This window comes from Enterococcus sp. AZ101 (assembly GCF_050499005.1).
GTDB lineage: Bacteria > Bacillota > Bacilli > Lactobacillales > Enterococcaceae > Enterococcus_L > Enterococcus_L ureilyticus.
This window is the reverse complement of the sequence record NZ_JBMHEZ010000002.1, coordinates 341,577-366,644: the sequence shown is the minus strand read 5'-3', so window position 1 is coordinate 366,644 and position 25,068 is coordinate 341,577. Positions and strand designations below refer to the sequence as shown.

Annotated in this window: 16 protein-coding genes; all 16 read right to left on the bottom strand. The window is 36.2% G+C overall.

All coding sequences use genetic code 11. The features are described 5' to 3' along the window. Positions 1-65: 65 nt before the first annotated feature. Positions 66-1,421 (bottom strand): phosphoglucosamine mutase, encoded by a 1,356-nt coding sequence (gene glmM / locus IGJ50_RS11065; RefSeq protein ID WP_207120568.1) that lies wholly within the window; start codon positions 1,419-1,421, stop codon positions 66-68. Positions 1,422-1,505: 84 nt separating this feature from the next. Further along, entirely contained in the window at positions 1,506-2,654 is a 1,149-nt protein-coding gene (locus tag IGJ50_RS11060; RefSeq protein ID WP_429950402.1) for a CdaR family protein, read from the bottom strand. After that, a complete protein-coding gene (cdaA, locus tag IGJ50_RS11055) occupies positions 2,651-3,538 on the bottom strand; it encodes a diadenylate cyclase CdaA (protein ID WP_069640532.1) in 888 nt (295 codons plus the stop codon). Before cdaA ends, IGJ50_RS11060 begins: the two co-directional genes overlap by 4 nt. Positions 3,539-3,696: 158 nt before the next feature. After that, entirely contained in the window at positions 3,697-7,374 is a 3,678-nt protein-coding gene (nifJ, locus tag IGJ50_RS11050; RefSeq protein WP_429950400.1) for a pyruvate:ferredoxin (flavodoxin) oxidoreductase, read from the bottom strand. 188 nt (positions 7,375-7,562) lie between these two features. Beyond that, complete coding sequence (locus IGJ50_RS11045; RefSeq protein ID WP_429950398.1) at positions 7,563-8,561, bottom strand: DUF3114 domain-containing protein; 999 nt, start codon at positions 8,559-8,561, stop codon at positions 7,563-7,565. Positions 8,562-8,691: 130 nt separating this feature from the next. Beyond that, a complete protein-coding gene (locus IGJ50_RS11040; RefSeq protein WP_069640529.1) occupies positions 8,692-9,000 on the bottom strand; it encodes an antibiotic biosynthesis monooxygenase family protein in 309 nt (102 codons plus the stop codon). 136 nt (positions 9,001-9,136) lie between these two features. Next, positions 9,137-10,477 carry a type I glutamate--ammonia ligase gene (gene glnA, locus IGJ50_RS11035; RefSeq protein ID WP_069640528.1) on the bottom strand — a complete coding sequence of 447 codons (1,341 nt, stop codon included), beginning with the start codon at positions 10,475-10,477 and terminating at the stop codon, positions 9,137-9,139. Positions 10,478-10,519: 42 nt separating this feature from the next. Then, complete coding sequence (locus IGJ50_RS11030; RefSeq protein WP_010764139.1) at positions 10,520-10,903, bottom strand: MerR family transcriptional regulator; 384 nt, start codon at positions 10,901-10,903, stop codon at positions 10,520-10,522. Positions 10,904-11,269: 366 nt separating this feature from the next. Continuing rightward, positions 11,270-12,499 (bottom strand): GTPase HflX, encoded by a 1,230-nt coding sequence (gene hflX, locus IGJ50_RS11025; protein ID WP_429950394.1) that lies wholly within the window; start codon positions 12,497-12,499, stop codon positions 11,270-11,272. Between the two features lie 3 nt (positions 12,500-12,502). Further along, positions 12,503-13,423, bottom strand: a complete 921-nt coding sequence (miaA, locus tag IGJ50_RS11020; RefSeq protein ID WP_429950392.1) for a tRNA (adenosine(37)-N6)-dimethylallyltransferase MiaA — start codon at positions 13,421-13,423, stop codon at positions 12,503-12,505. A 5-nt stretch (positions 13,424-13,428) separates the two neighbouring features. Beyond that, positions 13,429-14,169 (bottom strand): glycerophosphodiester phosphodiesterase, encoded by a 741-nt coding sequence (locus tag IGJ50_RS11015; RefSeq protein ID WP_069640525.1) that lies wholly within the window; start codon positions 14,167-14,169, stop codon positions 13,429-13,431. A gap of 205 nt (positions 14,170-14,374) precedes the next feature. Beyond that, the gene (locus tag IGJ50_RS11010) at positions 14,375-16,519 is read right to left on the bottom strand and encodes a glycosyltransferase family 2 protein (RefSeq protein WP_429950390.1); all 2,145 of its coding nucleotides are present in this window, start codon (positions 16,517-16,519) and stop codon (positions 14,375-14,377) included. A 9-nt stretch (positions 16,520-16,528) separates the two neighbouring features. Then, positions 16,529-19,768 carry a glycosyltransferase gene (locus IGJ50_RS11005; RefSeq protein ID WP_429950388.1) on the bottom strand — a complete coding sequence of 1,080 codons (3,240 nt, stop codon included), beginning with the start codon at positions 19,766-19,768 and terminating at the stop codon, positions 16,529-16,531. A gap of 1 nt (position 19,769) precedes the next feature. Continuing rightward, positions 19,770-20,975 carry an ABC transporter ATP-binding protein gene (locus IGJ50_RS11000; protein WP_429950386.1) on the bottom strand — a complete coding sequence of 402 codons (1,206 nt, stop codon included), beginning with the start codon at positions 20,973-20,975 and terminating at the stop codon, positions 19,770-19,772. Positions 20,976-20,996: 21 nt separating this feature from the next. Next, complete coding sequence (locus IGJ50_RS10995; RefSeq protein ID WP_429950384.1) at positions 20,997-21,800, bottom strand: ABC transporter permease; 804 nt, start codon at positions 21,798-21,800, stop codon at positions 20,997-20,999. Between the two features lie 215 nt (positions 21,801-22,015). Next, positions 22,016-24,826 (bottom strand): GBS Bsp-like repeat-containing protein, encoded by a 2,811-nt coding sequence (locus IGJ50_RS10990; RefSeq protein ID WP_429950382.1) that lies wholly within the window; start codon positions 24,824-24,826, stop codon positions 22,016-22,018. Positions 24,827-25,068 lie beyond the last annotated feature (242 nt).

The window sequence follows — 25,068 nt, the reverse complement described above, 5'->3', positions numbered from 1 at the left end:
CATACTAATTGATTTAATTCTTTGGACTTTCTTTACCAATATTAGTTGACAAAGAGTCCCAAAAATTACCCGATACCGATTTCAGCTTTTACGACATCCGCAATTTTATCTACATAGTAATCAACTTTTTCTTGCGTTGGAGCTTCAGCCATCACGCGTAGTAATGGTTCTGTCCCAGAAGGACGGACTAAGATACGGCCGTCACCATTCATTTCTGTTTCCATTAATTCAACAATTTCTTTGATTGCAGGAACATCCATGGCACCATTTTTATCAGTTACTCGTATATTGACTAACTTTTGTGGGTAAACCGTCAGTTCAGAAGCAAGCTCAGATAATTTTTTCCCAGTTTGTTTCATGACATTTAATAATTGAATACCAGAGAGCATGCCGTCGCCAGTTGTATTGTAATCTAGAAAAATCATATGACCGGATTGTTCTCCGCCAAAATTATAATCATTTTTACGCATCTCTTCTACAACATAACGGTCACCAACTTGAGTGATGACATCCTTCATTCCAGCAGCTTCTACCGCTTTACGAAAACCTAGATTACTCATGACTGTTGTTACGATCGTATCTTTTTTTAAACGGTTCTTTTCAGCAAGATACTTGGCACAAATAAACATGATCTTATCCCCGTCAACAATATTTCCTAACTCATCAACCGCAATGATTCGATCACCATCACCATCAAAAGCCAGACCTACATCAGCCCCTTTTTCAACGACCATTTCCGCTAATTTTTCAGGGTGAGTAGAACCTACACCATCATTAATATTTAACCCATTAGGGCTGGTACCCATCGTATAAAAATCGGTCTCTAGGTCTGCAAACAATCGGTTGACAGACGTTGCTGTTGCACCATTTGCTGCATCGATGCAAACAGTTAGTCCAGATAAATCACCTGGAATTGTTTGAACTAAGAATTGAGAATATTTTAGTAACCCTTCCGGAAATTCATCAAGCGTACCTAACCCTTCTGCGGAAGGACGCGGTAACGTATCTTCCTGAGCATCCAATAAAGCTTCGATTTCAAGTTCTTGATCGTCTACTAATTTAAAACCATCCGAACCAAAAAATTTGATTCCATTATCTTCAGCAGGATTATGCGAGGCTGAAATCATTATACCGGCTGATGCTTTTTGCAATCTTGTTAAATAAGCCACACCGGGTGTTGAGATAACGCCTAGTTGAAAGACTTCGATTCCAACAGATAAAAGTCCTGAAATCAATGCTTGCTCTAGTAATTGACCAGAAATACGTGTATCACGGCCGACTAAGACTCTTGGTCGGCGAGTAGAGTCCTCATGCTGACTCAATACATAGCCACCAAAGCGACCTAATTTAAATGCTAATTCTGGTGTTAGTTCCTTATTGGCTATTCCTCTAACACCATCTGTTCCAAAATATTTACCCATTATAACTCTCCTTCTACTTACTAAGAAAGCTTTAGTCATTCTAGTGAACACATAAAGAATAACTGATCTCCTTAGTCAATCAACTTAATTTGCTGAAACTGAACTACTCCCATTTTCTACGCCCTCTTCACCTGTACTATTCGTACTGGATGAACTAGATGAGCTTGAAGAACTAGATGAATTTGCTGGTTTTTCATTTGAAGGTAATGGACTAGGTAACTCTTGATTTGAATAAGAGGTTGTTGTGCTTTGTCCACTAGATTCAGAAAAACTGCTGCTGGTTCCTGAAAAAACAGGGTTGATTGTCACTTCTACTTCCTCAGGTGAAACGATATAATCTGCATTTGTCGGAATCTTTATTTTTTGTTTCATTGATGTTTTTATATTACTCACATCAACAGGGATTTCTATTGTATCAATCGCATCTAAAACAGACTTCGTTCCTCTAATTTCGACTTTTTGTTCTGAAAGATTAAATGTGTAATGTTCAATATTAGCAGGTGGCGAACCTGTTGGGCTGATCGTTAATCCAACTTCTTTTGAAGGCAACGATAACTCAACCACCACTTTTACCTGGGGCGCTGGATTTTCAATACTCAATACTTGTCCTTTAGTGTCAAGCGCTTGAACATTGACCGTTTGTTTGATTGTATCCACAGATTGTTTAACATTTGATAGCGGCGCAATGACACGATCGATCGCTTTAGCAGTTTCTTCACCAGTTGTGATGTCTACAGTTTTAGGACTGACTGTGGTTTTTTCTACTTTGTAGCCGTCTGTTTCAATTGATTCTGGTAATTGGGCTTCCACCTCAAATGATTTAGTCACCTTATTCTCTACAGTCACCGTTATCGTTTTAGGTTCGATTTCTGCTGTTACAGCAGTACTCAAGCCTTTTACTCTTAATTGAATCTCTGATGTTCCAAGTGGCGTTTTAGTCAAGTCTGCAACAATTTGAAAGTTTCTAGTATCCTCATTGGATTCTAAATTCAACTGGATTCGATTGGCACTGCTTAGATGAACATTGACCGTTTCTTCATAACCTGAAACAAAATACTTATCTTGATCATACTCTAACTGAACTGGAATATTATACAGCATCTCGTCATAAACTTGACTTGTGCCAGACATATTAGAGAGATTGCCTGACGAATTGGCATTAAAAAATAGCAGCAAAGAAAAAAGTAGTGCTAACAATCCTGAAAACCAGTTACTTTGAGAGGGCTTTTTCATTTCTTTTTCGCCCCTTTCGTCACACCATCAATAAAGTGTTGTAAAAGGTTCTTTTTATCTTTACGCTCTTCTTTGGGCACCAATTCTGCTCGAAGGATTTTCAAATATTCTTCTTGTGTTAACCTCGGGATCAAATCGTTATTTAAGGTTAAGCTAACATCACCAGTTTCTTCTGATACAATAATCGTCACCGCATCACTGACTTCACTGATACCAACAGCGGCTCTATGGCGAGTACCAAATTCTTTTGGAATCAAGTTACTTTCAGACAAAGGCAGATACGCACTTGCTACAGCGATTTTCCCTTGTTTTACGATCACTGCCCCATCATGCAGCGGTGTATTTGGAATAAAAATATTGATCAATAGCTCTCCTGAAATATCTGCATCTAAATCAATACCCGTCTCAATGTATTCATCCAATCCAGTATTTCTTTCCACTGTGATCAATGCGCCTATTTTCCTTTTAGACATGTATTGAATCGCTTTATCAAAAGCCAAAATCATCTTTTCGTCTTGCTGTTGTTCAGATCGACTCGTTCGGAAAAAGGAGCTTCTGCCAAGATGTTCTAAGCCTCGCCGGACCTCTGGTTGAAAAATCACAACCGCAGCGATCACGCCATACATGATGACCTGGTTCATCAGCCAAGATAATGTATGTAACCCAATCAGTTCACTCAGTATTCGGATCATGATAAACACAGCGACCCCTTTTAACAATTGAACTGCTTTTGTTCCTCTGACAAGCATGATCAACTTGTAGACTAGGTACCAGACCACAAGAATATCGATCACATTAATAATATAATCACGCGACAAAAAATCGGATGAGATCAATTGCCGCCAATAATTTACATCAAATAATTGACTAAGTTGAAAAGACATCATAAACCTCACTTCTCTCTGAAGATTTCTTAATCAGTATACCATAATCTTTTGCTTGGTTACAGGATTGAGAATGGAAGATAGAAAAATTTAAGTAAAAAAGAATGAAAGAATCTAGCAGAAATGCAAGAGTCTTTCACTCCAAATCAACTTCCTTTTTACTCTTCTAGTTTCTCTCGTTTTGCCGCTCGCTCTGCTCTTCGGGCGGCTCTTCTTGCGTCAGCTTCTGGATCAGTGACTCGCTCCTTTTTTGTACGAGGAGCTTTTTCTAGTACCACTTCATCCGTTACCTTTTCCAATTTTGCTCGAATTTTTTCTTCTTGCCCAGCCATTCGCGCATAATTATAAAAACGATTTTTTGCATCAGTCACTGTCTTTTCAAATAGTTTTCCTGCAAATTCAGGCTGAGTCGCTTCTAACGAAGAGAAACGAACCTGTTTGCGCATAAATTCTTGCATGGCTTCGAAATTTGGTTTCTTGTAGTCTAGAGTCATCGGATTTTTACCTGATTCTCTCAATACTGGATTATAGCGATACAATGACCAATAGCCAGAATTAACAGCTTCTTTTGCTTCTTCCAAGGTTTTGCTCATGCCACCTGCTAATCCGTGAGTAATACAAGGTGTATACGCAATAATGATTGAAGGTCCAGGGAAACGTTCCGCTTCTTCAAATGCTTTGATCGTCTGCATTTGATTAGCACCTGACGCGATTTGAGCCACATAAACATTGCCATAAGTCATCGCCATCATGCCTAAATCTTTTTTAGAAACATACTTGCCGCTTGCTGAAAACTTCGCAATTGCAGATGCTGGTGTTGCTTTTGAGGTTTGTCCACCAGTGTTAGAATAGACTTCATTATCTAAAACTAACATATTGACATCTGCCCCACTAGCAAGAACATGATCGATCCCGCCATAACCAATATCATAAGCCCAGCCGTCTCCGCCAATCATCCATTGACTATTTTTTACGAATAGATCATTGTCTGCATAAATTGCTTCTAACAATGGCTGGTTATTTTTTTCATCCTGCAACGCTGCTTTTAATTTGGCAGCACGTTGTTGAGTGCCTTCGCCTGTATGCATGTGTTCGATCCAGTCTTCCATCAATGATTTTAATTCCGAAGAAGCTACTGTCATTGCTGCAGTCATTTTCATAGCTAAATGTTCGCGACGAGTTTGACTAGCTAACAACATGCCATAACCGAATTCTGCATTATCTTCTAATAGTGAATTAGACCAAGCAGGGCCTTGTCCTTGATCATTTGTTGTATATGGTGCAACCGGTGCTGCCCCGCCCCAAATTGAAGAACAGCCAGTAGCATTGGCAATCATCATACGATCACCGAACATTTGAGTTAGTAGTTTCACATAAGGCGTTTCACCACAACCAGAACACGCACCAGAAAATTCTAATAACGGTTTATTAAATTGTGAGCCTAAAACAGTATTTGGTTTGGCTGGATTTTCTTTTTGTTTCAAGGTCATAGAAAATGCCCAGTTCATTGCTTGCTCTTTTTGTTCTTCGTAAGGCTTCATGACTAATGCCTTGCCTTTAGCAGGACAAGCATCTACGCATAGACCACAACCTGTGCAATCTTCTATAGAAACTTGAATACGGTATTTCAGTCCATCTGCACCGCGCATTTCTCTGACGATATAGCCTTCTGGTGCTTCATCTATTTCTTCTTCATCAACTAAAAATGGACGAATGGCTGCATGAGGGCAGACAAACGCGCACTCATTACACATCGTACAACGATCACTATTCCATTCAGGTACTTCTACCGCAATCCCTCGTTTTTCCACGGCTGTCGTACCAAGCGGCATCCGACCATCTGTCATATCATTTTTGACAAAAGCACTGACTGCAAGGTCATTTCCTTCTTGGCGATTAATAGGTTCAACAATTTCATGAACATAATCAGTGACATTTTCCGCACGTTCTTTGGGTTTTATTTCAATCGTTTTCCATGATAATGGCACTTCGACTTTATGCAAAAGCTCAACCGTACGATCGATTGCCTGAATATTTTTTTCCACAACAGCCATTGATTTTCTAGCGTAGCTTTTAAATGCTTCTTCTTTTAAAATAGGTAGCACTTCTTCAAATGGCATGATATCCGCCAATTTGAAAAATGCGGTTTCCATCGCTGTATTAATCCGTCCACCTAGCCCAACTTCACTAGCTAACTTAACAGCATTGATCGTATAAAAATGAATGTCATTTTCAGCTAGATACCGTTTCAATTTTTTCGGTAAAAAACGTTCTAACTGTTCATCATTCCAAACTGTATTTAGTAAAAAGATTCCGCCTTTTTTTAAGCCTTTCACTAAGTCATACGTATTTAAATACGCTGCAGTATGACAGGCAACAAAATCGGCATGTTCAATCAAATAAGTCGAACGAATGGGTGTTTCCCCAAAACGCAAATGAGAAACTGTTAAACCACCAGATTTTTTCGAATCATAATAAAAGAAGCCTTGTGCATATTTATCGGTATGATCCCCAATGATCTTGATTGCTGATTTATTTGCACCAACTGTCCCATCGGAGCCAAAGCCCCAAAATTTTGCTTGATAGGTTTTAGGATTGGTTAAATCTAACGCTTCACCGCAATCAAGTGATGTATAAGTAACATCATCTACGATCCCAATCGTAAAACGAGATTTTGCTGCTTTTTTATCTTTTAATAATTCATCGTAGATCGCAACGATTTGATTTGGTAAAACATCTTTTGAGCCTAGTCCATAACGTCCCCCAATAATCATTGGGCGCAGCTCTGATTCATACATCGCACTTTGAACATCTAAAAGTAAAGGCTCTCCACCAGCTCCTGGTTCTTTGGTTCGATCCATTACACCGATTGCTTTAACTGTTTTAGGCATTTTCTCTAAAAAGTTTTCAATAGGAAACGGGCGATATAAGTGGATATTTAGAAAACCCACTTTTCTGCCTTGTTTTGTTAAATAATCAATCGTTTGCTCAATTGCTTGGGCCGCTGACCCCATTGAAACGATGACTTCCTCAGCATCTTCTGCACCGTAATAGGTAACTAAATCATAGGTTGTACCTCTTAGCGCGTTGATGTCATCCATATATTTTTTTACAACAGCGGGAATTTTTTCATAATAGCTATTGATTGTTTCGCGCTGCTGGAAATGGATATCAGGATTTTGGTTTGTTCCACTGACAGAAGGGTGATTAGGATTCATACTTCTGCTACGAAAATGCTCTAGTTGCTCTTGATCTAATAATGGTGCCAATTCGTCATATTCCAGTACTTCGATTTTTTGAATTTCATGACTTGTCCGAAATCCATCGAAGAAGTTGATAAACGGAATACTTGATTCAATCGAAGCTAGATGAGCAACTGCTGATAAATCCATGACTTCTTGCACACTGCTTTCGCATAACATAGCAAAACCAGTCTGACGAGCAGCCATCACATCTCCATGATCACCAAAAATATTCAAAGCATTCGTCGTTACTGCCCGACTCGCCACATGAAAAACTGATGGAAGTAATTCTCCAGCAATTTTATACATATTTGGAATCATCAGTAACAATCCTTGTGACGCTGTATATGTAGTAGTTAATGCACCTGTTTTTAGTGACCCATGGACTACGCCTGCTGCGCCTGCTTCTGATTGCATTTCAACGATTTTGACAGGCTGTCCAAAGATATTTTGCTTCCCCTCTGCTGACCACTGATCGACAAGCTCAGCCATAGTTGAGCTTGGTGTAATTGGATAAATAGCGGCTAATTCTGTAAACGCATATGAGATGTATGCGGCTGCTGTGTTTCCATCCATTGTCTTCATTTTTCGCATTGTATATTCATCATCCTTCTATCTAAAAGTAGAATAGTTGCACGCATATTCTACTCTATTATAACGGATGTCAGGTTAATTTGAAACAGTTTGTGAAAATATTTCACAAACTTATTAATTATTTTGCTTTCCTTTCTTGAAAAAAAAGTGTTTTTGTGAAAAAAAGATTGGAAACTGTCCTTCCAATCTTAATTTTCCTTTTTTTTATACCTTAATCCTTTTTCTGCTAGTCTTCTGACTAGTTGATAAACCCAATTATCGGTAGGAGAAATCCATTCTCGTTTAAGTTCATTTCGCTTGTTCGTATCAAAATATCTAGGAGGATTTCCATCTAATTTATCATGCGTCTGATATTGATCGACTCTGGGACGTTCCCCATAGTTAAATGTTTCACCATTTGCAATGGCATTCTCAAGCTCACCTCGTGCCTCCACATCTTCTTTCCATTGACTTAGAAGCTGACCTTGTTCGTCTAAAATAAATTCACTATGATAATCTCCAGATAAAATTTTTCGATAAAAACCATGTTTTCTGATATTCTTGATTAAGCCTTTATTAGTCAGCGTCTTCGCTCTTTTTTTTCGATCGTTAACCATTATGTCTATGGCAAGTCGCGCACGATTGTGGTACTGAGGATCTGCATAAAACCAATTATTTCCAAGAATCCTTTTGATTGCGACTTCATCATTACTGCATCCGAATCTCTTCTTATAGTTTTCTACATAATTAATCGCACATTTATCCAATTGATTTCTAAATTGATGGATTTTTGTCTCGTTTGCGTATTTTTTCTTAAGCGCTATTTTCGATAGTCTTTTGTCTTTTTGAGCTATAGTCAAACCGTCGGGATATGCAGTTTGTACCGCTTTTGCGTAATGAATAAAAAATGGTCCTCCTGGCGGTAGTTGATCACAAAATTTATAGGCTGTTTTTGCAAACGTTAAATCCCCTTGTTCATTCAGATAGCCTCCTAAATGATCGATGACTAACATGACTTTTTCATTAGCTGATAGCTGACTTTTATCAAACATTTCTGTATAGATTTCAGAACCGACTAAAAAGATCGCAAGATCACAATCTAATATGCCTTCTTCGCTATAATTAACGTAAGCAATTATTGCCGCTTCATCCCAGCCATGTTGTTTAAGTTTTTCAAGAATAGTCGAAGAATAAGTTGATTCTTCCATGTTATTTCTCCTCAATCTTCATTTGAATTCTACTATACCTGCTTTTTTACGAAAATTACACTGATTTGAATGTATAAAAATAAAAAAGAACCCAAAACAAACACAGTCGTCTTAGATTCTGCTCTAATTCCTATGAAAATACTTCATAGCTTTTTCTGATTTTTTCTAAAACCATCGAAGGTTTCGCTTCTTTATTCTTATGGGCATCTCGATGTTCTTGTAAATGTTCTGGACGTTTCAACCAATTTTGAAAATCCTTTTTACTTTCCCATTTCGAAACCAACATGAATTCACACGTATTTTTATCTTCTGAAAACCAGCATTCACTTGATAGACAACCTGAAAATCCCAACATAGAGGTAACATCTTTACTTGTTTTCGTCTCAAATATCTCTTTACCTTCTTCTTTTATAATAAATGTCACTGTTTGAACAATCATAATCCGCTCTCCTTTTCAAGTTAATTGAGAATTATTCTCACTTAGAATTATACCACACTTTTCTTTAGGAGCTGAAACTATTTTTTTATAAAAAAATGGATAAACCAGTTTTTGGTTTATCCACACGATTTCAAGCCTAATATAATTCTAAATATTGTTCTCTTTCCCATTCAGAAACAGTTTGGCGGAAAGCAGCCCATTCCATTCGTTTCGCTTCAACAAAGTTCACATAGATGTGTTCACCTAGTGCATTGACCATCACATCATCTTTACGCAATTCTTTGATGGCATTATGCAGTGTTGAAGGTAAATCATGAATTTGTGCTTCTTTTCGTTCTTCTTCATTCATCACATAAATATTACGGTCCACCGCTTGTGGCGGATCGATTTCATTTTTGATCCCATCTAATCCAGCTTGTAAAAGTGCTGCCATTGTTAGATAAGGATTTGCTGACGGGTCAACAGAGCGTAATTCTAAACGGGTGGACAATCCACGCGATTCAGGAACACGGACTAATGGTGAACGATTACGCCCACTCCATGCAACATATACTGGTGCTTCGTAACCTGGTACTAAACGTTTGTATGAATTAACTGTCGGATTACACACCGCTGTGTACGCACGCGCATGCTTCAATAGTCCACCCAGGAAATGATACGCAGTTTGGCTTAATTGCATTGAACCATTTTCATCATAAAAGACATTTTCATCGCCTTTGAATAATGACATGTTGCAGTGCATTCCTGAGCCGTTGATCCCATACAATGGTTTTGGCATAAAGGTTGCGTGCAAGCCATGTTTTCTAGCAATTGTTTTAACAACTAATTTAAAGGTTTGGATATTATCGCATGCTTCAATAACATCTGCATATTTAAAGTCGATCTCATGTTGACCTGGTGCGACTTCATGATGTGACGCCTCAACTTCAAACCCAAGACTTTCTAGTTCAAGAACGATATCTCTACGGCAATTTTCACCAAGATCTGTCGGCGCAAAATCAAAGTAACCGCCGCGATCATTTAAATCGGTTGTGATTTTGCCATCTTCATCCAATTTGAATAAGAAAAATTCTGGCTCTGGACCAAGGTTAAATGAAGTAAAACCTAGTGCTTCCATATCAGCAAGCGCACGCTTTAAATTCCCACGTGGGTCTCCTGCAAAAGGAGTGCCATCAGGATTATAAATATCACAGATCAAACGAGCAACTTTTCCGTGTGTACTCTCCCATGGAAAAATCATCCATGTCGATACATCAGGATACAAATACATATCGCTTTCTTCAATTCTCACAAAACCTTCAATAGAAGACCCATCAAACATCATTTTATTACTTAACACTTTGTCTAATTGGCTCACTGGAACTTCCACATTTTTGATTGTTCCCATAATGTCTGTAAACATTAATCGTAAAAATCGAACATTTTCTTCCTCGGCAATTCGTTTGATATCTTCTACTGTGTCTTGTTTCTTCGTCATTGTATCCTTCACGTCCTTCATTTTTTGTATAAAACTCAAGTGTTACAATTTGGGGCCTCTTGATTGGAATGGATTTTGTTGAGTAAGTCCACCTTGAGAAATAAGTTCATCATATAATATTTTCCTAACATCTTCATCCGTCAGCGGTTTGTTTGATTCTTGGGCGTGCATTTGTTCTTCCAGTTTCATTTCGTAGACACGTTTGATTCCTGCCATATTTAGACCATCCGACAAATAATCCTTGATTTCCAACAATACATCAATGTCATTCAGTGAATACATACGTCGGTTTCCTTCACTTCTTTCTGGATGAATCAAATCCTGCTCTTCGTAATAACGAATTTGACGTGCTGATAAATCAGTCAGTTTCATAACTGTACCAATTGGAAAAACTGACATTGATCTTCTCAGTTCCTTCTCCCTCATATCCACCCCCCTCTCTTAATTTAAAAGCGTAGTAGGTTCTTGTCGTTTCAAACGAAAAATAGGAAAATAAGCTTTTGACAATATCTGCTACATACAGATGTTATCTTTTTCATAGAAACTAACCTACATAGCTAGATAGATTAAATATAGAATATCAATACTTTTTTCCGTTGTCAATGATTTATGTTAGGTTTTCTAACATAAAACTAAAATATCGAGCAAAAACTGATAATAAGCTCTAATTTCAGCTATATTTTTAGCAAAAATAAAAAAGGTATCTTTTAGAATACCTTTAATGGAAAAACGATTCAAATCGAGTATGACTGATTGTTTAACATTATCTTTTCCTATAGCTCAAATAGTTAGTTATCTAGCCCATTTAGAATTTATCGGTGCAAATCCTTTTACATGGTACGCATTTTTATCTTCTTCAAACTGTTCTGATAAAAGTAATGTATGGCGCGTCAACTCACTTAATTCTTGCCCTTGATCCGCAGCTAGCTCAAATTCATATGGAACTAATAACTCCATCATTTTTTCTCTAACTGCTCTTGTAAGGTCTTCTTTGCCCAAAGTACTCTTAGCAGAAACTAATACATTAGGAAATAAAGTCGGCACAAAGTCAGCTTCATCGATTTGATCACTTTTATTATAGACGGTCAAAACAGGAATCTGTTTTAGATCTAAATCATTCAGTAATTCAACTACCGTTTGCTCATGCTGTAAGCGGTCTTCTGCACTAGCATCCACCACATGCAATAATAGATCCATGTTCCGACTTTCTTCCAAGGTCGATTGAAACGCTTCAATCAATTGTGTCGGCAAATCTTGAATAAAACCAACAGTATCTGTCATGGTCACAATCATCCCTTGTGGCAGCTGCCATTTTTTTGTTAAGGGGTCTAATGTGGCAAACAGTTGATCTTCTGAATAGGTCCCAGCCGTGGTCAATAAATTTAAAATTGTTGATTTACCTGCATTAGTGTAGCCAATCAAGCCAATTTGAAAAATATCAGATGAACGACGCTTTTGCCTGCTTCGTTCACGATGGGCAGTCACTTCTTTTAGTTCCCGCTTGATGGCTATGATTTTATTACGAATATGTCGGCGATCTGACTCCAGTTTTGTTTCCCCAGGTCCTCGAGTTCCAATGCCGCCACCTAGGCGGGATAATTGTTTTCCTTGGCCAATCAAACGTGGAAGCAAATAATTCAATTGTGCCAACTCAACTTGCAGCTTCCCTTCTTTTGAACTAGCCCGCATTGCAAAAATATCCAGGATAAGTTGAACTCGATCGATTACTTTTACCCCAAGTGCTTCAACAATCAATTGATTTTGTCGTGGCGTCAGTTCATGGTTGAAAATGACAATATCTGCTTCATAAGCATCAACTAGTTGTACTAGCTCTTCTACTTTCCCTTTACCGATCACAGTTTGCGAATCGATACGAGGACGTTTTTGCGTTAAGGAAAACACGACGTCTCCTTGTGCCGTTTTCGTTAAGTTTTTTAACTCTTTCATGGAACCCTCGAAACGGGCATAGTTGTTCTCTGTTTCTACGCCTACTAAAATAACCTTTTCTGTTGTTTTGTCCATTTTTTATCCCTCCGAAGAACCCAGCCAGTCTTTGATTTCTTTTTCTAGCTCTACACTACTAGTAGGCTTTTGTACTAAATCCCACCAGCTGGTATTCATACGATTTTTAAACCAGGTCAACTGCCTTTTCGCATATCTTCTTGAATTTTGCTTCACTTGTTGTACAGCTTCCTCTAAGGTTACTTTTCCTTCAAAATAAGGAAAAAACTCCTTATAGCCAATTCCTTGGGTCGATTGTTGTGTTTGCTTTTTGTAAAGTAGCTCAGCTTCTTTTAAAAGCCCCTCAGTAAGCATCCGTTCTACTCTAGTATTGATTCTATCATAAAGATTAGCTCGGTCTGTCTCTAAGCCTACTAAAAAATAATCATACAGCGGCTTAGGTGTTTTCTTCGGTGTTAAAATACTATAACCAGTTTTATCAAACACTTCCAAAGCTCGAATCACTTTTTTTCGATTATTAAAATGAATACTTTCAGAAGCTAGAGGATCTTTCTCCTGCAGTATTTCCCACAGATGTTGATTACCATATGTCTCGGCAACTGTTTGATATTTCTCTTTGAGCTCTGTAGACTCATCCTTAGCGCCTAGTTCAAAATCATACAGCAAGGCTTGAATATACAGACCTGTCCCACCAACAACAATTGGTAATTTGCCTTTTGCGATGATTTTGTCAATTGCCTGACGTCCTTCTTTTTGAAAATCTGCTACAGAATAGGTTTCTGTTAAATCACGGCAATCAATCAGATGATGGACAATTCCTGCACGTTCTTCTTCTGTTGCCTTTGCTGTACCGATATCCAGCTGTCTATAGACTTGCATCGAATCGCCGCTAATAATTTCTCCGTTTAATTTTTTTGCTAATTCAATACTCAAAGAGGTTTTTCCAACTGCCGTTGGTCCTACGATTACTAATACTTTTTCCAATTTTTTCATCCTTTTTTTTGCATCGATTCACGTACTTGCATCGCTAACTCTGGAAAATCTGTATGAATCCCTGCCAAATGATAGGCAAAACAAAGAGCCATCTTCTCTTCCTCATTCACTGTCCAAGGCCGAATTGCTTTAGGAAAATCAGCTAAATCTTCTATGTGTTCCAGTACCCAATCGATTTTAGGATGAATCCCTGCAATAAAAGCTGTTTGAAGCGCTCGTTGTTCATCCTTTTCTGATAACCTGAATACTGACGCAATTTTTTGATTTTTTTCTATTTCCCAAACTTTTTCTAAACTTTTAAAATAAAAACTTGAATACATATAATCGAAAGTCCAAGGTTGGGACTGCAAAAGCTGAACAAGCTTTGATTCGATCCCTTCATAGTGAACCTGATCTGTTTTGATTTCAATATTCAATAAACCAGAAAAGTTTTCTTCTTTAAGTAGCATCAGGACTTCCTCTAAAGTCGGGATTTCTTGAAAGATTGGATTTTTGGTGAACCAGCTACCAGCATCTAATTGTTTTAATTCTGCTAATGTTAATGCCCCCACTGCTCCGTGGCCATTCGTAGTGCGATCAAGTGTTTCATCATGGATAATGATCAACTGACCGTCTTTTGATAATTGGACATCTAACTCGATACCATCTGAACCGACTCGAATAGCTTCTTTAAAGGCTGCCAGAGTATTTTCTGGGTGTGTTCCTTTGCTACCGCGGTGGGCGATTACTTTTGTCATCTTGGTCCCTCCAGTCGGAAGTATTGTACCACTCAAGATTATCTATATCAAATATAATTTTTCCAATTATTTATTAAATTTACATAGAACAGAGACTACTTATAACCTAAAGCTACTACAATAAAATTATCAAGTAAATGAAAAAACAACTAGTATGATTCTTGTTCAATCCCAAGTTCATACTAGCTGATTATTTTTTTAATACTTAATGGATCCTAACACCAAAGTCTCCAGCTGTTCTAGTTAGATTAGGATTATAGTATGGATCCACCTCTATATAATTTCCCCACCTAGCTTCCATTAGCTTTGTCTCTTCTTGGAATCTCTTAAGTTTCTCTGGTGTGTCTTCATGTCCTCTTGATTGTGATTCAAAATGAAAAAGTTCAACATTGTGAAGCCAGATATTATCTCGTCCTAATTCATGAACTTTTAAACACAGATCTACATCATTGAAAGCAACCGTTAACGATTCATCAAATCCATCAACTTCATCAAAATCACTTTTCTTAATCATTAAACAAGCAGCTGTCACAGCCAAATAATTCACATTTATTTCTAGCTTTCCAAAGTAACCAAAGTCACCACGTGGGAATGTATGATGCCCATGCCCAGCAGCTCCGCCTAACCCTAAAATAACTCCTGCATGTTGAATTGTATGGTTAGGATAATATAACTTAGCACCAACACACCCAATTCGGTTTAATTGGGCGACAGAAACCATTCGTCTCAGCCAATCAGTTGTGATCACTTCTGTATCATTATTTAAGAAGAGTAAATATTTACCAGAAGCCTTTTTAGCCGCTAAATTATTGATTCTTGAATAATTAAAAGGGATATCAATCGACTCAATTATTATGCGTTCAGAAAGTTTCTCCTTAAATTCCTCATATAACTGATTCATTTTAGGATCTGTACTTCCATTATCAGCTACAATGATTTCATAATTAGTGTAGCTTGTCTTCTTCACTATTGAGTGTAAGCATCGTTTCATATCATCATAGCCATTTTTCGTAGGAATAATAATACTCACTAGATCTTCGGATAAAAGATCATAATTCACATCAAACAAGCCATTACCGGCGGCATGTGTGGCGGTCCCCTTGATTTCTCTTCTAGCTAGAGCATCTTCCAATGCCTTTCTACCTGCTTCAAAGGCATAGCCCTTGGTTGATTGATCTGCTGCAGTGGAAGTTGGTAATACTCGCCAATAATAGAGAATTTTAGGAATATGAGCAATTTTACTAGCAGTCGTTTTTTCGGTAAATCGCAATACTAAATCATAATCTTGCGATCCTTCAAGACCTACTCTGAATCCGCCAATTTCTTCCATAATGGAACGACGATACACGCCTAAATGAGAAATGTAATTCGTTCCTAATAACAAATCTGGTGACCAATCTGGCTTGAAAGCAGGCTCAAATCGATTTCCTTGCATGTCAATTTTATCTTCATCACTATAAATCAAGTCTAAATCAGGATATTGATTCAGCAATTTAACTACTTCATACAATGCAATTGGCGCAAGCTCATCATCATTATCCAATAATGCGACAAACTCACCTGTTGAAATCTCTAAAGCAGAATTAGTTGCTTTACTGATATGTCCATTTTTAGGACGATAAACTACTTTTATTCGAGAATCTTGCTTTACAAATTTCTCTAAAATTTTTCTTACGTTTGTATCCGTTGATGCATCATCACTAATACATAATTCCCAATTATCATAAAATTGGGCTTGAACGGACTGAATACATTTTTCAAGCCATTTTTGTTCAACATTATAAACAGGCATCAATACAGAAATTTTAGGCTGATAATCAAACATCGAAATTTCTTCTTTTATCTGCTGAAGATCCCATTGCTCATTTTCTTTTATCCAAGTCAAGTAGTCTTCATTTGAAGGTATTGAAATACCTTTTAATTTTATACGTTGAACGGTACTTCGGAGCCCGTTTCTTTTTAAGTAGCCTAAACCTTTACGGATAAGTTGTAACTTCTTTTTCCATACTTTCTCTGAGCCAGGCACTAAAGGATAGTTTCCATCTACTTCAATTTTCTTGATAATTTTCTCGTTTTCTGTGTGAAAAACTAAGTTAAACGCATCAAGTTTTCCTTTTGATTGGATAGTCAAAACAAAGCCCAGTTCCTGGTTGCTATCAAGCTTGTAGAGTCCGTTTACGTCACCACGATAAACAGATTGCTTATCAAAGAGGATTTGTGAGTCTGACTCAATACGAATCTCAGGACTTTCTTTAATTTCTTCATCTAGTCCCCAACCAGTGATCACAAGACTTTTATCTTTACCGTTTTTCATTATACTGTCGATACAGACTTTTAATTTTTTATTCATAAGAACTCCTTAATTTAGAGTATTAGGATTTTTGTATCCATCACTCAACTGATCAGAGGACCATTTTTCGACTAATTTCTTCGCGTGCTCTTTTCCTTCTAAGTGATTGATTCCTTCTACTGCTACCATTTCTGCGTAAGGAGTGAACACAACTTTCTTAGAGATAGTTTGCATTTTAAGAGATAAATCAGCTCCCATCAGTTGGAAACCTACAGACTCATCAAAACCTGAAACTTTTTCAAAATCTGATTTGCGAATCAATATGCAGTCTTCAGTTACAGCTTGTAGTTCTCTAGGTAGCGCTGGACGGAAATAATAGCCGATTGATTTATTTGATACACCACGTTGTTCATATTCCAATACTTTTTTATCTTGATCAACTGAAACACCAACATTTAATATTGTATCAAACTGATTAATTACCTTACCACCTACAAGTCCGATATCATTTTTTTGACCTAGATTCATCAATTCATTAAGCCATCTTGAATTTTCAGGTTCAACGAAAACATTGACAAACGCAAGATACTCTCCATTGGCATCTACAGCCTGTTGATTTAATGTTTCACCTTCCACAAAAGTAATTCGATTATCTAAATGCTCAACTGATTCTCTCATATTCGCTGGCATTATAAATTCTACATTATTGTAATAAGTCTTATCAATGAATCGTTTTAACGCTTCTATGGCTTTTTCTTTAGGACCTACAAATAAAATACTCGCTTTAGGTTTAACATTGAACTGGTAATTAACTTTATATGCACCATAATTTTTTGTCATTTGAACAGTCGCTGAAATGTCTCTTCTTGCTAAAGCTGCTTCTATCGCTTTTTGACCTGCAACGTAAGCATACTCTTTGCTTTGAGGATCAAAAGCTACAGAAGTTTCAACTGTTCTCCAATGATAAAGGATCTTTGGTATATGATGGATCTTATTTGCAGCTTCTGTTGCTCTTAATACGAAATCGTAATCTTGACTACCATTAAATTCATCTCTTAAACCACCCACACGCTGAAGAACCAAATCTTTTTTCACAACCACAAAGTGAGTGATATAATTATGACCTAATAATAGCTCTGAATTCCAGTCAGGTTTAAAGAATGGATCGAAGCGTTTCCCTCTAGTACTGATTTTATCTTCATCGGTATAGATGAAGTCAATTTCTTTATCTTCATTCAACGCTTTCACAACTTCGAAAAGAGCATTTGGCGCAAGTTCATCGTCATTATCCATAAAACCAATGTAATCTCCAGTTGCGATACCTAATGCAGAGTTAGTCGCTTCAGATATATGCCCATTTTGGTCACGGAAAACAACCTTGATACGGTCATCTTTGGCCATAAATTCTTCTAATAACGGTTTGATATATTCTTTTGACGAAGCATCATCTGCGATACAAAGTTCCCAGTTTTTATAAAACTGATTTTTTAGAGACTCGATACATACATTTAACCATTTTTCCTCTACATTATAAACAGGAATAACAATAGAAATTTTAGGTTGAAAAGACCATTGAGTTATTTCTTCGAGAATCTTCTCGCTGTCATATTGTTCATTTGCAAGAATCCATCTATCATATGCGTCTTGTTGATCATTACGCTCTTTAAACGCTCTTAAAGCCCCTATAAATCCTTTTCTTCTTATCGCGCCCAAAATAACTCGACTTCTTTTAAGAACACCCAATTCAGCTAAATTATATCGATTTACAGGCATATAGATTTTTTCGTCATTTGCGGTGGTAATAATCAAATGAACCATCTTATCAATCTGATAATTTTCGATTTCTATGATAAAACCATATTCTTGATCCTCTGGCAAATCATTAATATCGATAACATCTTGACGTTTCAAAGAGGTAACTTTGTAAAAAGAACCTTCGTTACTTTGCAATGCATAGCGTAATGGTTCTTTTGTTTTATTAGAAAATCCCCAGCCTTTGATGATTGCTTGATTTAATTCGCCATCATTTTCAACACTTTCTATATTTAAAGTAATTAACTTTTCACGCTCTTTTTTTGGTGTTGTTGTCGCGTTAATCCACCCATTGTTTTTTTGCGAAGCAATCACTTCATTATAACGCTCAGCCATGAATAATACTTTATCATTTGCCTTTTTCTCAGCAATAAGTAGCTCTTCTTGAAGTTTATTAACTTCTTGCTTTTGTTTTACTGAATAATGGATCACTTGATTCTGTATATCTGTAAATTCACCCTCATAAAGGAAATCAAACATAAGAGTCAGTTGATGATTTGCTACATACTTGCCATCAATAAGAAAGTGTCCATCTGTATTTTCAAAAAGATAGATACTGTCATTTTTCCACAGTGAATTGCTTTCAATCGAGCGTAGTTCTTTTCCTTCTACTATACCTTTAAAACGCACAATAGATGCTTGAGTAGATGGAAGAAGTTTCACATTAAGAACGCCTTCTGGAACATCGATAGTCATTTCTTTGCTTTCACCAGTATGGTTGTTCAATAACAGAACATTAGACTCAACCCTATCTGAATAGGTATATTCTAATCGAACGTGTTCTACAAAATTAGAATTCTCTGGTATTTTCCGATCAGGATTTTCAACTGGTTGCAGCGTTAATGAGTAGAAGTACTGATAAACTTCACCAAACAAGCGATTTTTGAAATCATATCTTACAGTTAAAGGTAAATCCTCATAAGTTGAATCAATTTCATTTTGACCAACTTGAGAATAAGTATAGTCTTCCACAACAATATTTAATCCAAGTCTTTGAAATAGTTTTTCAAAACCAGATTGTGTATAAAAGGTGTTATGCGTTGCATCAAGCAAACCATATTTATTCCAATTTAATTTATTGTTAAATAAATCTATCAACACAGAATTATGGGCAACATTTGGAAATGAGATAAGAAGTTTTCCATTTTCGGCTAAAAAAGGCAAAACTTGTTCTAATGCTTTTTCAGAATCAGATAAATGTTCTAATACATCTGCAAATATAATGTAATCAAACTCTTTTTGAGCAAAATATGTTGTCCACCCATAGTCCTCAATATTTCCAAGAAACCCATCTTGAGCAAACTGCATGACAAAATTGTAAAGTTCGGGATCGAACTCTACAATAGAAACATCACACTTTTTACCTTCAATTAAATACTTTGTCATACGTCCATTACCTGGTCCAAACTCTAAAACTTTACTATTATCTTCAATTTGAGCCAAGATTTTCCCTACGCTGGTATGTTCATCCAGAGATAAATCGAAATCATACTTCATTTTATAATGAGTCCTTCCATTCATGGTCTAGTACAACAATACCTTCACCAACATATTTACCAGTGATAAACATATTTAAAAATTTTGTTTTATATACTAACGGTACTGTCGCATTTTCTTCAAAAATAGCAATATCAAAGTAATACTCCCCACTTAATAAGGCCATTTTGTTATAGTGTAGATAGAATACATTATTTCCCTTTTTCCAAGGAATTGTTGATTCATCTAATAATGTGTTTAATCCGCAAACGTAATGGTTGTTCACTGTACGAATAGCAACGCCCAATACGGGGCTTTTTAGTGTATCATCTTTTACATCATATTCAACTCGAACGATAACGGCTTGATCTTGTTGTACCATCTCTAATGGTTTACGATCATTGTCCAATAATTCAACTTTAGTTACTTCAACAATATCAGGTGCACCGTGTTCTTCGATTTTTGTTTTTTCACGATCGACAGATTTAATTGATTTCTTCTTCAAGTAATTATCGTATTCTTCTGTTACTTCCATCGTCTTGCCTTCTGAAACGACCTCGCCATTTTTAAGCCAATAAACTCGGTCACAAAAACGGCGAACGGAGTTTATATCGTGTGAAACAAATAAAATCGTTTTCCCAGAATTTCTCAATTCAGTGAATTTTTCCATACACTTTAATTGGAACTCTAAGTCACCAACCGCCAACGCTTCATCGACAATCAGAATATCTGGATCTACGTTTATTGCTACCGCAAAAGCTAGACGAACAAACATCCCGCTTGAATATGTTTTTACGGGTTGATTGATATGATCACCAATATCTGCAAAGGCAATAATATCTTCGATCATTCCGTCAATTTCTTCTCTAGAAAAACCTAGAACCATTCCATTTAGATAGATATTTTCATATCCATTATATTCTGGATTAAATCCTGATCCCAGCTCTAATAAAGCGGCAATTTTCCCGTCTATTTCAATACTTCCGCTCGTTGGTGTCAATACACCCGTAATGATCTTTAGTAAAGTTGATTTTCCTGAACCATTTTCACCTACAAAACCGATCATTTCACCTTTTTCAACAACAATATTGACATCTTTTAATGCATAAAATATATCATGATAGCTTTTCTTTAAAGGATTCAAAGCTTCTTTCATACGATCTTTGGGTTTTGCATACATATTATACGTTTTAGTTAAATCTTTTATTTCAATTGCATAATCAGACATAAGTCAATCTCCAATCCTATTTTATAAAACATCCGAAAAGTGTGGTCTCAATCGTTTGAAAACAACAGAACCCACTAATAACAATATAAATGTAATAATCCAAAAATAAACAGTTTGTGCCCAATGTTGCCAGAACCAACCTTGACCTAAGAATGCTTCACGATATCCATTGATAACATAATACATAGGATTAAATTTTAAAATCTTGATTACCCAAACTGGAAAGTTTTGTGGACTCCATAAAATAGGTACTGACCACATCAATGCCTGCATGATTACTGCTATAAATTGACTAATATCAGAAAAAAATGGTTGAATTGATGCAGTAATCCAAGTTAGTCCAGTCAAAAATGCACTCATGCAAATTAGATAATAAATAATTTGAATCGTTTGAGCTGTCGGAAAAATTCCGTAAATAAATGTGAGAATAAACGTTACTGCTAAAAAGAACAGATGAGTATATAAATTTGATATTAACTTAGCAGTAGGTAGTATTTTTATATTGAACACTACTTTTTTTACTAAATAGCTATACTCTCTGAAAACACCTGTCCCACTTGATAACACATCAGAGAAAAAGAACCATGGCACAATCCCTGTTACTAAATAAACAATAAATGGAATTCCTTCTGTTGGTACAGCTTTCAATCCAAAGCCAAAAACAAACCAATAAGTGAATACCATAACTAAAGGGTTAATAAATGCCCATATAATCCCGAACATAGATCCTGCATAACGTGACTTGAAATCATTATACGAAAATTGTATCAATAGTTTTCGGTTTTTGAAAATTTCTGTAAAAAAAGAAAATAAGTCTTTTAACATTTTATCTATCCTTCCAAATGAAGCCTTTTTGTTTTAATAAATCAGTTTTTGTATCCTACCTCACTTTTTAACCAATACTAACATTTTACTTAAATTGCCGTTGAAAAGCAAGAATTCTTTAGTTTATACAGTAAACTATTAAGAAAAAATAAATATCCACTAAAATGTATTTCATTATATAAAAAATACGTACTTTTAGTGGATATTATTCAACATTATTTTACTTCAACCGGAGTTGCAACCGTTCCGTTCACCAGTCCATTGTTAGAATATAAGTAAACATGCACTGTGTAATTGCCAGTATTATATTTGTGATCTTTTATATCTACTTTTACTTTATAGGTGCCATTTGTTTGTCTGGTTGCCGTATACCAAATTAGATCAGAACGATCTGCTTGACTCCACACAGGTATACGGATATTTTTTACTCCTGAGACGGTGGTTGGTGTTACTATTACATCAAAACTATTTGTCTCTTTGTTATACGTCGTGGTTTTTACGTTCATGTTTGGCGGTGTAACATTAAATGTATCTGAAGAGATACATTGCATTGTACCATTTGATAATTTCACGTAGGTATCCGCAAAATATTTTCCCGCATTTTTATGATTCTTGATATCAATTGTTGTATTATAGGTTCCATCACTATTTTTAGAAGCTACATACCACTTCAAATCATTACCTGACCACGTAGCTACATATACAGTCATAGCTCCTTGATAATTTCCTTGGTTAACTGTTGTGGTGGCTTTATAAGTTGTTTCTTTGCCATTTGTATCTTTAATCGTTGTTTTACCTGTCAAAGACCAAGAAACCTCAACTGGAGTTGCAACCGTTCCGTTCACCAGTCCATTGTTAGAATATAAGTAAACATGCACTGTGTAATTGCCAGTATTATATTTGTGATCTTTTATATCTACTTTTACTTTATAGGTGCCATTTGTTTGTCTGGTTGCCGTATACCAAATTAGATCAGAACGATCTGCTTGACTCCACACAGGTATACGGATATTTTTTACTCCTGAGACGGTGGTTGGTGTTACTATTACATCAAAACTATTTGTCTCTTTGTTATACGTCGTGGTTTTTACGTTCATGTTTGGCGGTGTAACATTAAATGTATCTGAAGAGATACATTGCATTGTGCCATTTGATAATTTCACGTAGGTATCCGCAAAATATTTTCCCGCATTTTTATGATTCTTGATATCAATTGTTGTATTATAGGTTCCATCACTATTTTTAGAAGCTACATACCACTTCAAATCATTACCTGACCACGTAGCTACATATACAGTCATAGCTCCTTGATAATTTCCTTGGTTAACTGTTGTGGTGGCTTTATAAGTTGTTTCTTTGCCATTTGTATCTTTAATCGTTGTTTTACCTGTCAAAGACCAAGAAACCTCAACTGGAGTTGCAACCGTTCCGTTCACCAGTCCATTGTTAGAATATAAGTAAGCATGCACTGTGTAATTGCCAGTATTATATTTGTGATCTTTTATATTTACTTTTACTTTATAGGTGCCATTTGTTTGTCTGGTTGCCGTATACCAAATTAGATCAGAACGATCTGCTTGACTCCACACGGGTATACGGATATTTTTCACTCCTGAGACGGTGGTTGGTGTTACTATTACATCAAAACTATTTGTCTCTTTATTATACGTTGTTGTCTCTACGTTCATGCTTGGCTGCGTAACATTAAATGTATTAGACGAGACACCAATTTGGGTATTTCTGTTCATTTTTGCATAAGTGTGTACTATATACTTACCCGCTTTAGCATGATTCGTGACATTTATATTAGCTGACCATGTTCCATTTTCATTTCGTTGTGCACGATACCATATTAAATCGTCTTGGCCTCCATCTTCTGACCATGTCGCAAAATAAACTTCAGCCGGAGAATAGCCACCGGCATCAATGTTTGCCGTTGCTTCAAAGATAGATTCATTTCCGCTTTTGTCCGTTATCTTTGTCGATCCTGTCACAGGAATAGAATTATCCCACCCACTATCACCAGTAAACAGCCCCGTATAATCCGTATTAATATCAAATGGATGAGCGATACCAGGGAAATAAAAATTCGATGACCATTGCCAAGCGCTATAATCATTATTCCATTTTTGAGAAGCAGTAGGTGTAAAAGGATATTGAGCTACCCAAATATTTCCTTTTCCAAAAATATTCGTTTTAAAATTTCCGCCTGCAATATCTAGCCAACTTCTAGACATATAGTACGCCACACTACCATATCCCAATGAATTCAATTTTTCTTTAAAAGCAGTTGTATTAGCATTTAAATTTGCTGTATTCATTGATGGCTCTTCAATATCTGAAACCATTACTGTAGTTTTAGTTAAACCTAATTCATTTGCTTTGTTTGCAAAATAAGTAGCTTCAGATACTGCACCTGCTCTAGAAGTATAGTGGCTATAATGATAAACAGAAACAGTCATACCAGCTAATTTAGCGTTCTGGATTTGTGATTTTGCATAAGAATTGAAGTAAGTTACTCCTTCAGTCAATTTCACAACCACACCTGTCACACCATATGATTTCATCATTTGGAATTGGTTAACTGAAATATTTTCATTATGAGAAGAAATATCAATAAAATTAGCTGCTGGTCGATTATTTTCACCCGCCTTAACTATGTCTATTGTATTTCTTGTCATTCGACTGTTAATCGATGGTTCAGTAGTTAAATCAGAACGACTTCCAACAGAAGGTTCATAATAATCATCAACTTCTTCTGTTAGGTTGTCCTCTTCAGCTTTAACATCATCAGTCCTAGACATTTCAGTAGTATCAAAAGTTTTATCTGTTTCTGATGTCAATGTGTCACTAGTTGCTGCAGATGATTCTATATTCTGTTCAGTAGTCGTTTTTGTTGAATCGAAGGACGCAACTGTACTTTCTGATGATTCAACAATTTCAGCATTTACTTGAATCATAGGAACAAAATTACTAAGAATAAGATATGTACAAAGAGATGTATACACTATAGACCTTTTTTTCATGGTATTCCTCCAATTTTTTATTCAAACCAGTATCGCACATATTCTACATGATTGAAATTAATAAATCAAATAGCTCTCAAAAAAGCTCAAATTAAGAAATGAAAAAAAATCATTTCATTAAAAATAGATTTTTATATTAAATGAATTATAGCGATATGTGTAATTAAAAAAGATAGATAAAATCAGATTTGCTCTATAGAAGTTTTTAGAGTAAAATCAAGGATGATACTTTAGTAGGAAGA

Excerpts from the sequence above, each read along its gene's own strand:
- hflX (WP_429950394.1), bottom strand. The coding sequence starts at position 12,499 with ATGGACAAAACAACAGAAAAGGTTATTTTAGTAGGCGTAGAAACAGAG.
- IGJ50_RS10990 (WP_429950382.1), bottom strand. The coding sequence starts at position 24,826 with ATGAAAAAAAGGTCTATAGTGTATACATCTCTTTGTACATATCTTATT.
- IGJ50_RS11060 (WP_429950402.1), bottom strand. The coding sequence starts at position 2,654 with ATGAAAAAGCCCTCTCAAAGTAACTGGTTTTCAGGATTGTTAGCACTA.
- IGJ50_RS10995 (WP_429950384.1), bottom strand. The coding sequence starts at position 21,800 with ATGTTAAAAGACTTATTTTCTTTTTTTACAGAAATTTTCAAAAACCGA.
- IGJ50_RS11005 (WP_429950388.1), bottom strand. The coding sequence starts at position 19,768 with ATGAAGTATGATTTCGATTTATCTCTGGATGAACATACCAGCGTAGGG.
- IGJ50_RS11000 (WP_429950386.1), bottom strand. The coding sequence starts at position 20,975 with ATGTCTGATTATGCAATTGAAATAAAAGATTTAACTAAAACGTATAAT.
- cdaA (WP_069640532.1), bottom strand. The coding sequence starts at position 3,538 with ATGTCTTTTCAACTTAGTCAATTATTTGATGTAAATTATTGGCGGCAA.
- IGJ50_RS11040 (WP_069640529.1), bottom strand. The coding sequence starts at position 9,000 with ATGATTGTTCAAACAGTGACATTTATTATAAAAGAAGAAGGTAAAGAG.
- IGJ50_RS11015 (WP_069640525.1), bottom strand. The coding sequence starts at position 14,169 with ATGACAAAAGTAATCGCCCACCGCGGTAGCAAAGGAACACACCCAGAA.
- glmM (WP_207120568.1), bottom strand. The coding sequence starts at position 1,421 with ATGGGTAAATATTTTGGAACAGATGGTGTTAGAGGAATAGCCAATAAG.
- nifJ (WP_429950400.1), bottom strand. The coding sequence starts at position 7,374 with ATGCGAAAAATGAAGACAATGGATGGAAACACAGCAGCCGCATACATC.
- IGJ50_RS11010 (WP_429950390.1), bottom strand. The coding sequence starts at position 16,519 with ATGAATAAAAAATTAAAAGTCTGTATCGACAGTATAATGAAAAACGGT.
- IGJ50_RS11030 (WP_010764139.1), bottom strand. The coding sequence starts at position 10,903 with ATGAGGGAGAAGGAACTGAGAAGATCAATGTCAGTTTTTCCAATTGGT.
- glnA (WP_069640528.1), bottom strand. The coding sequence starts at position 10,477 with ATGACGAAGAAACAAGACACAGTAGAAGATATCAAACGAATTGCCGAG.
- IGJ50_RS11045 (WP_429950398.1), bottom strand. The coding sequence starts at position 8,561 with ATGGAAGAATCAACTTATTCTTCGACTATTCTTGAAAAACTTAAACAA.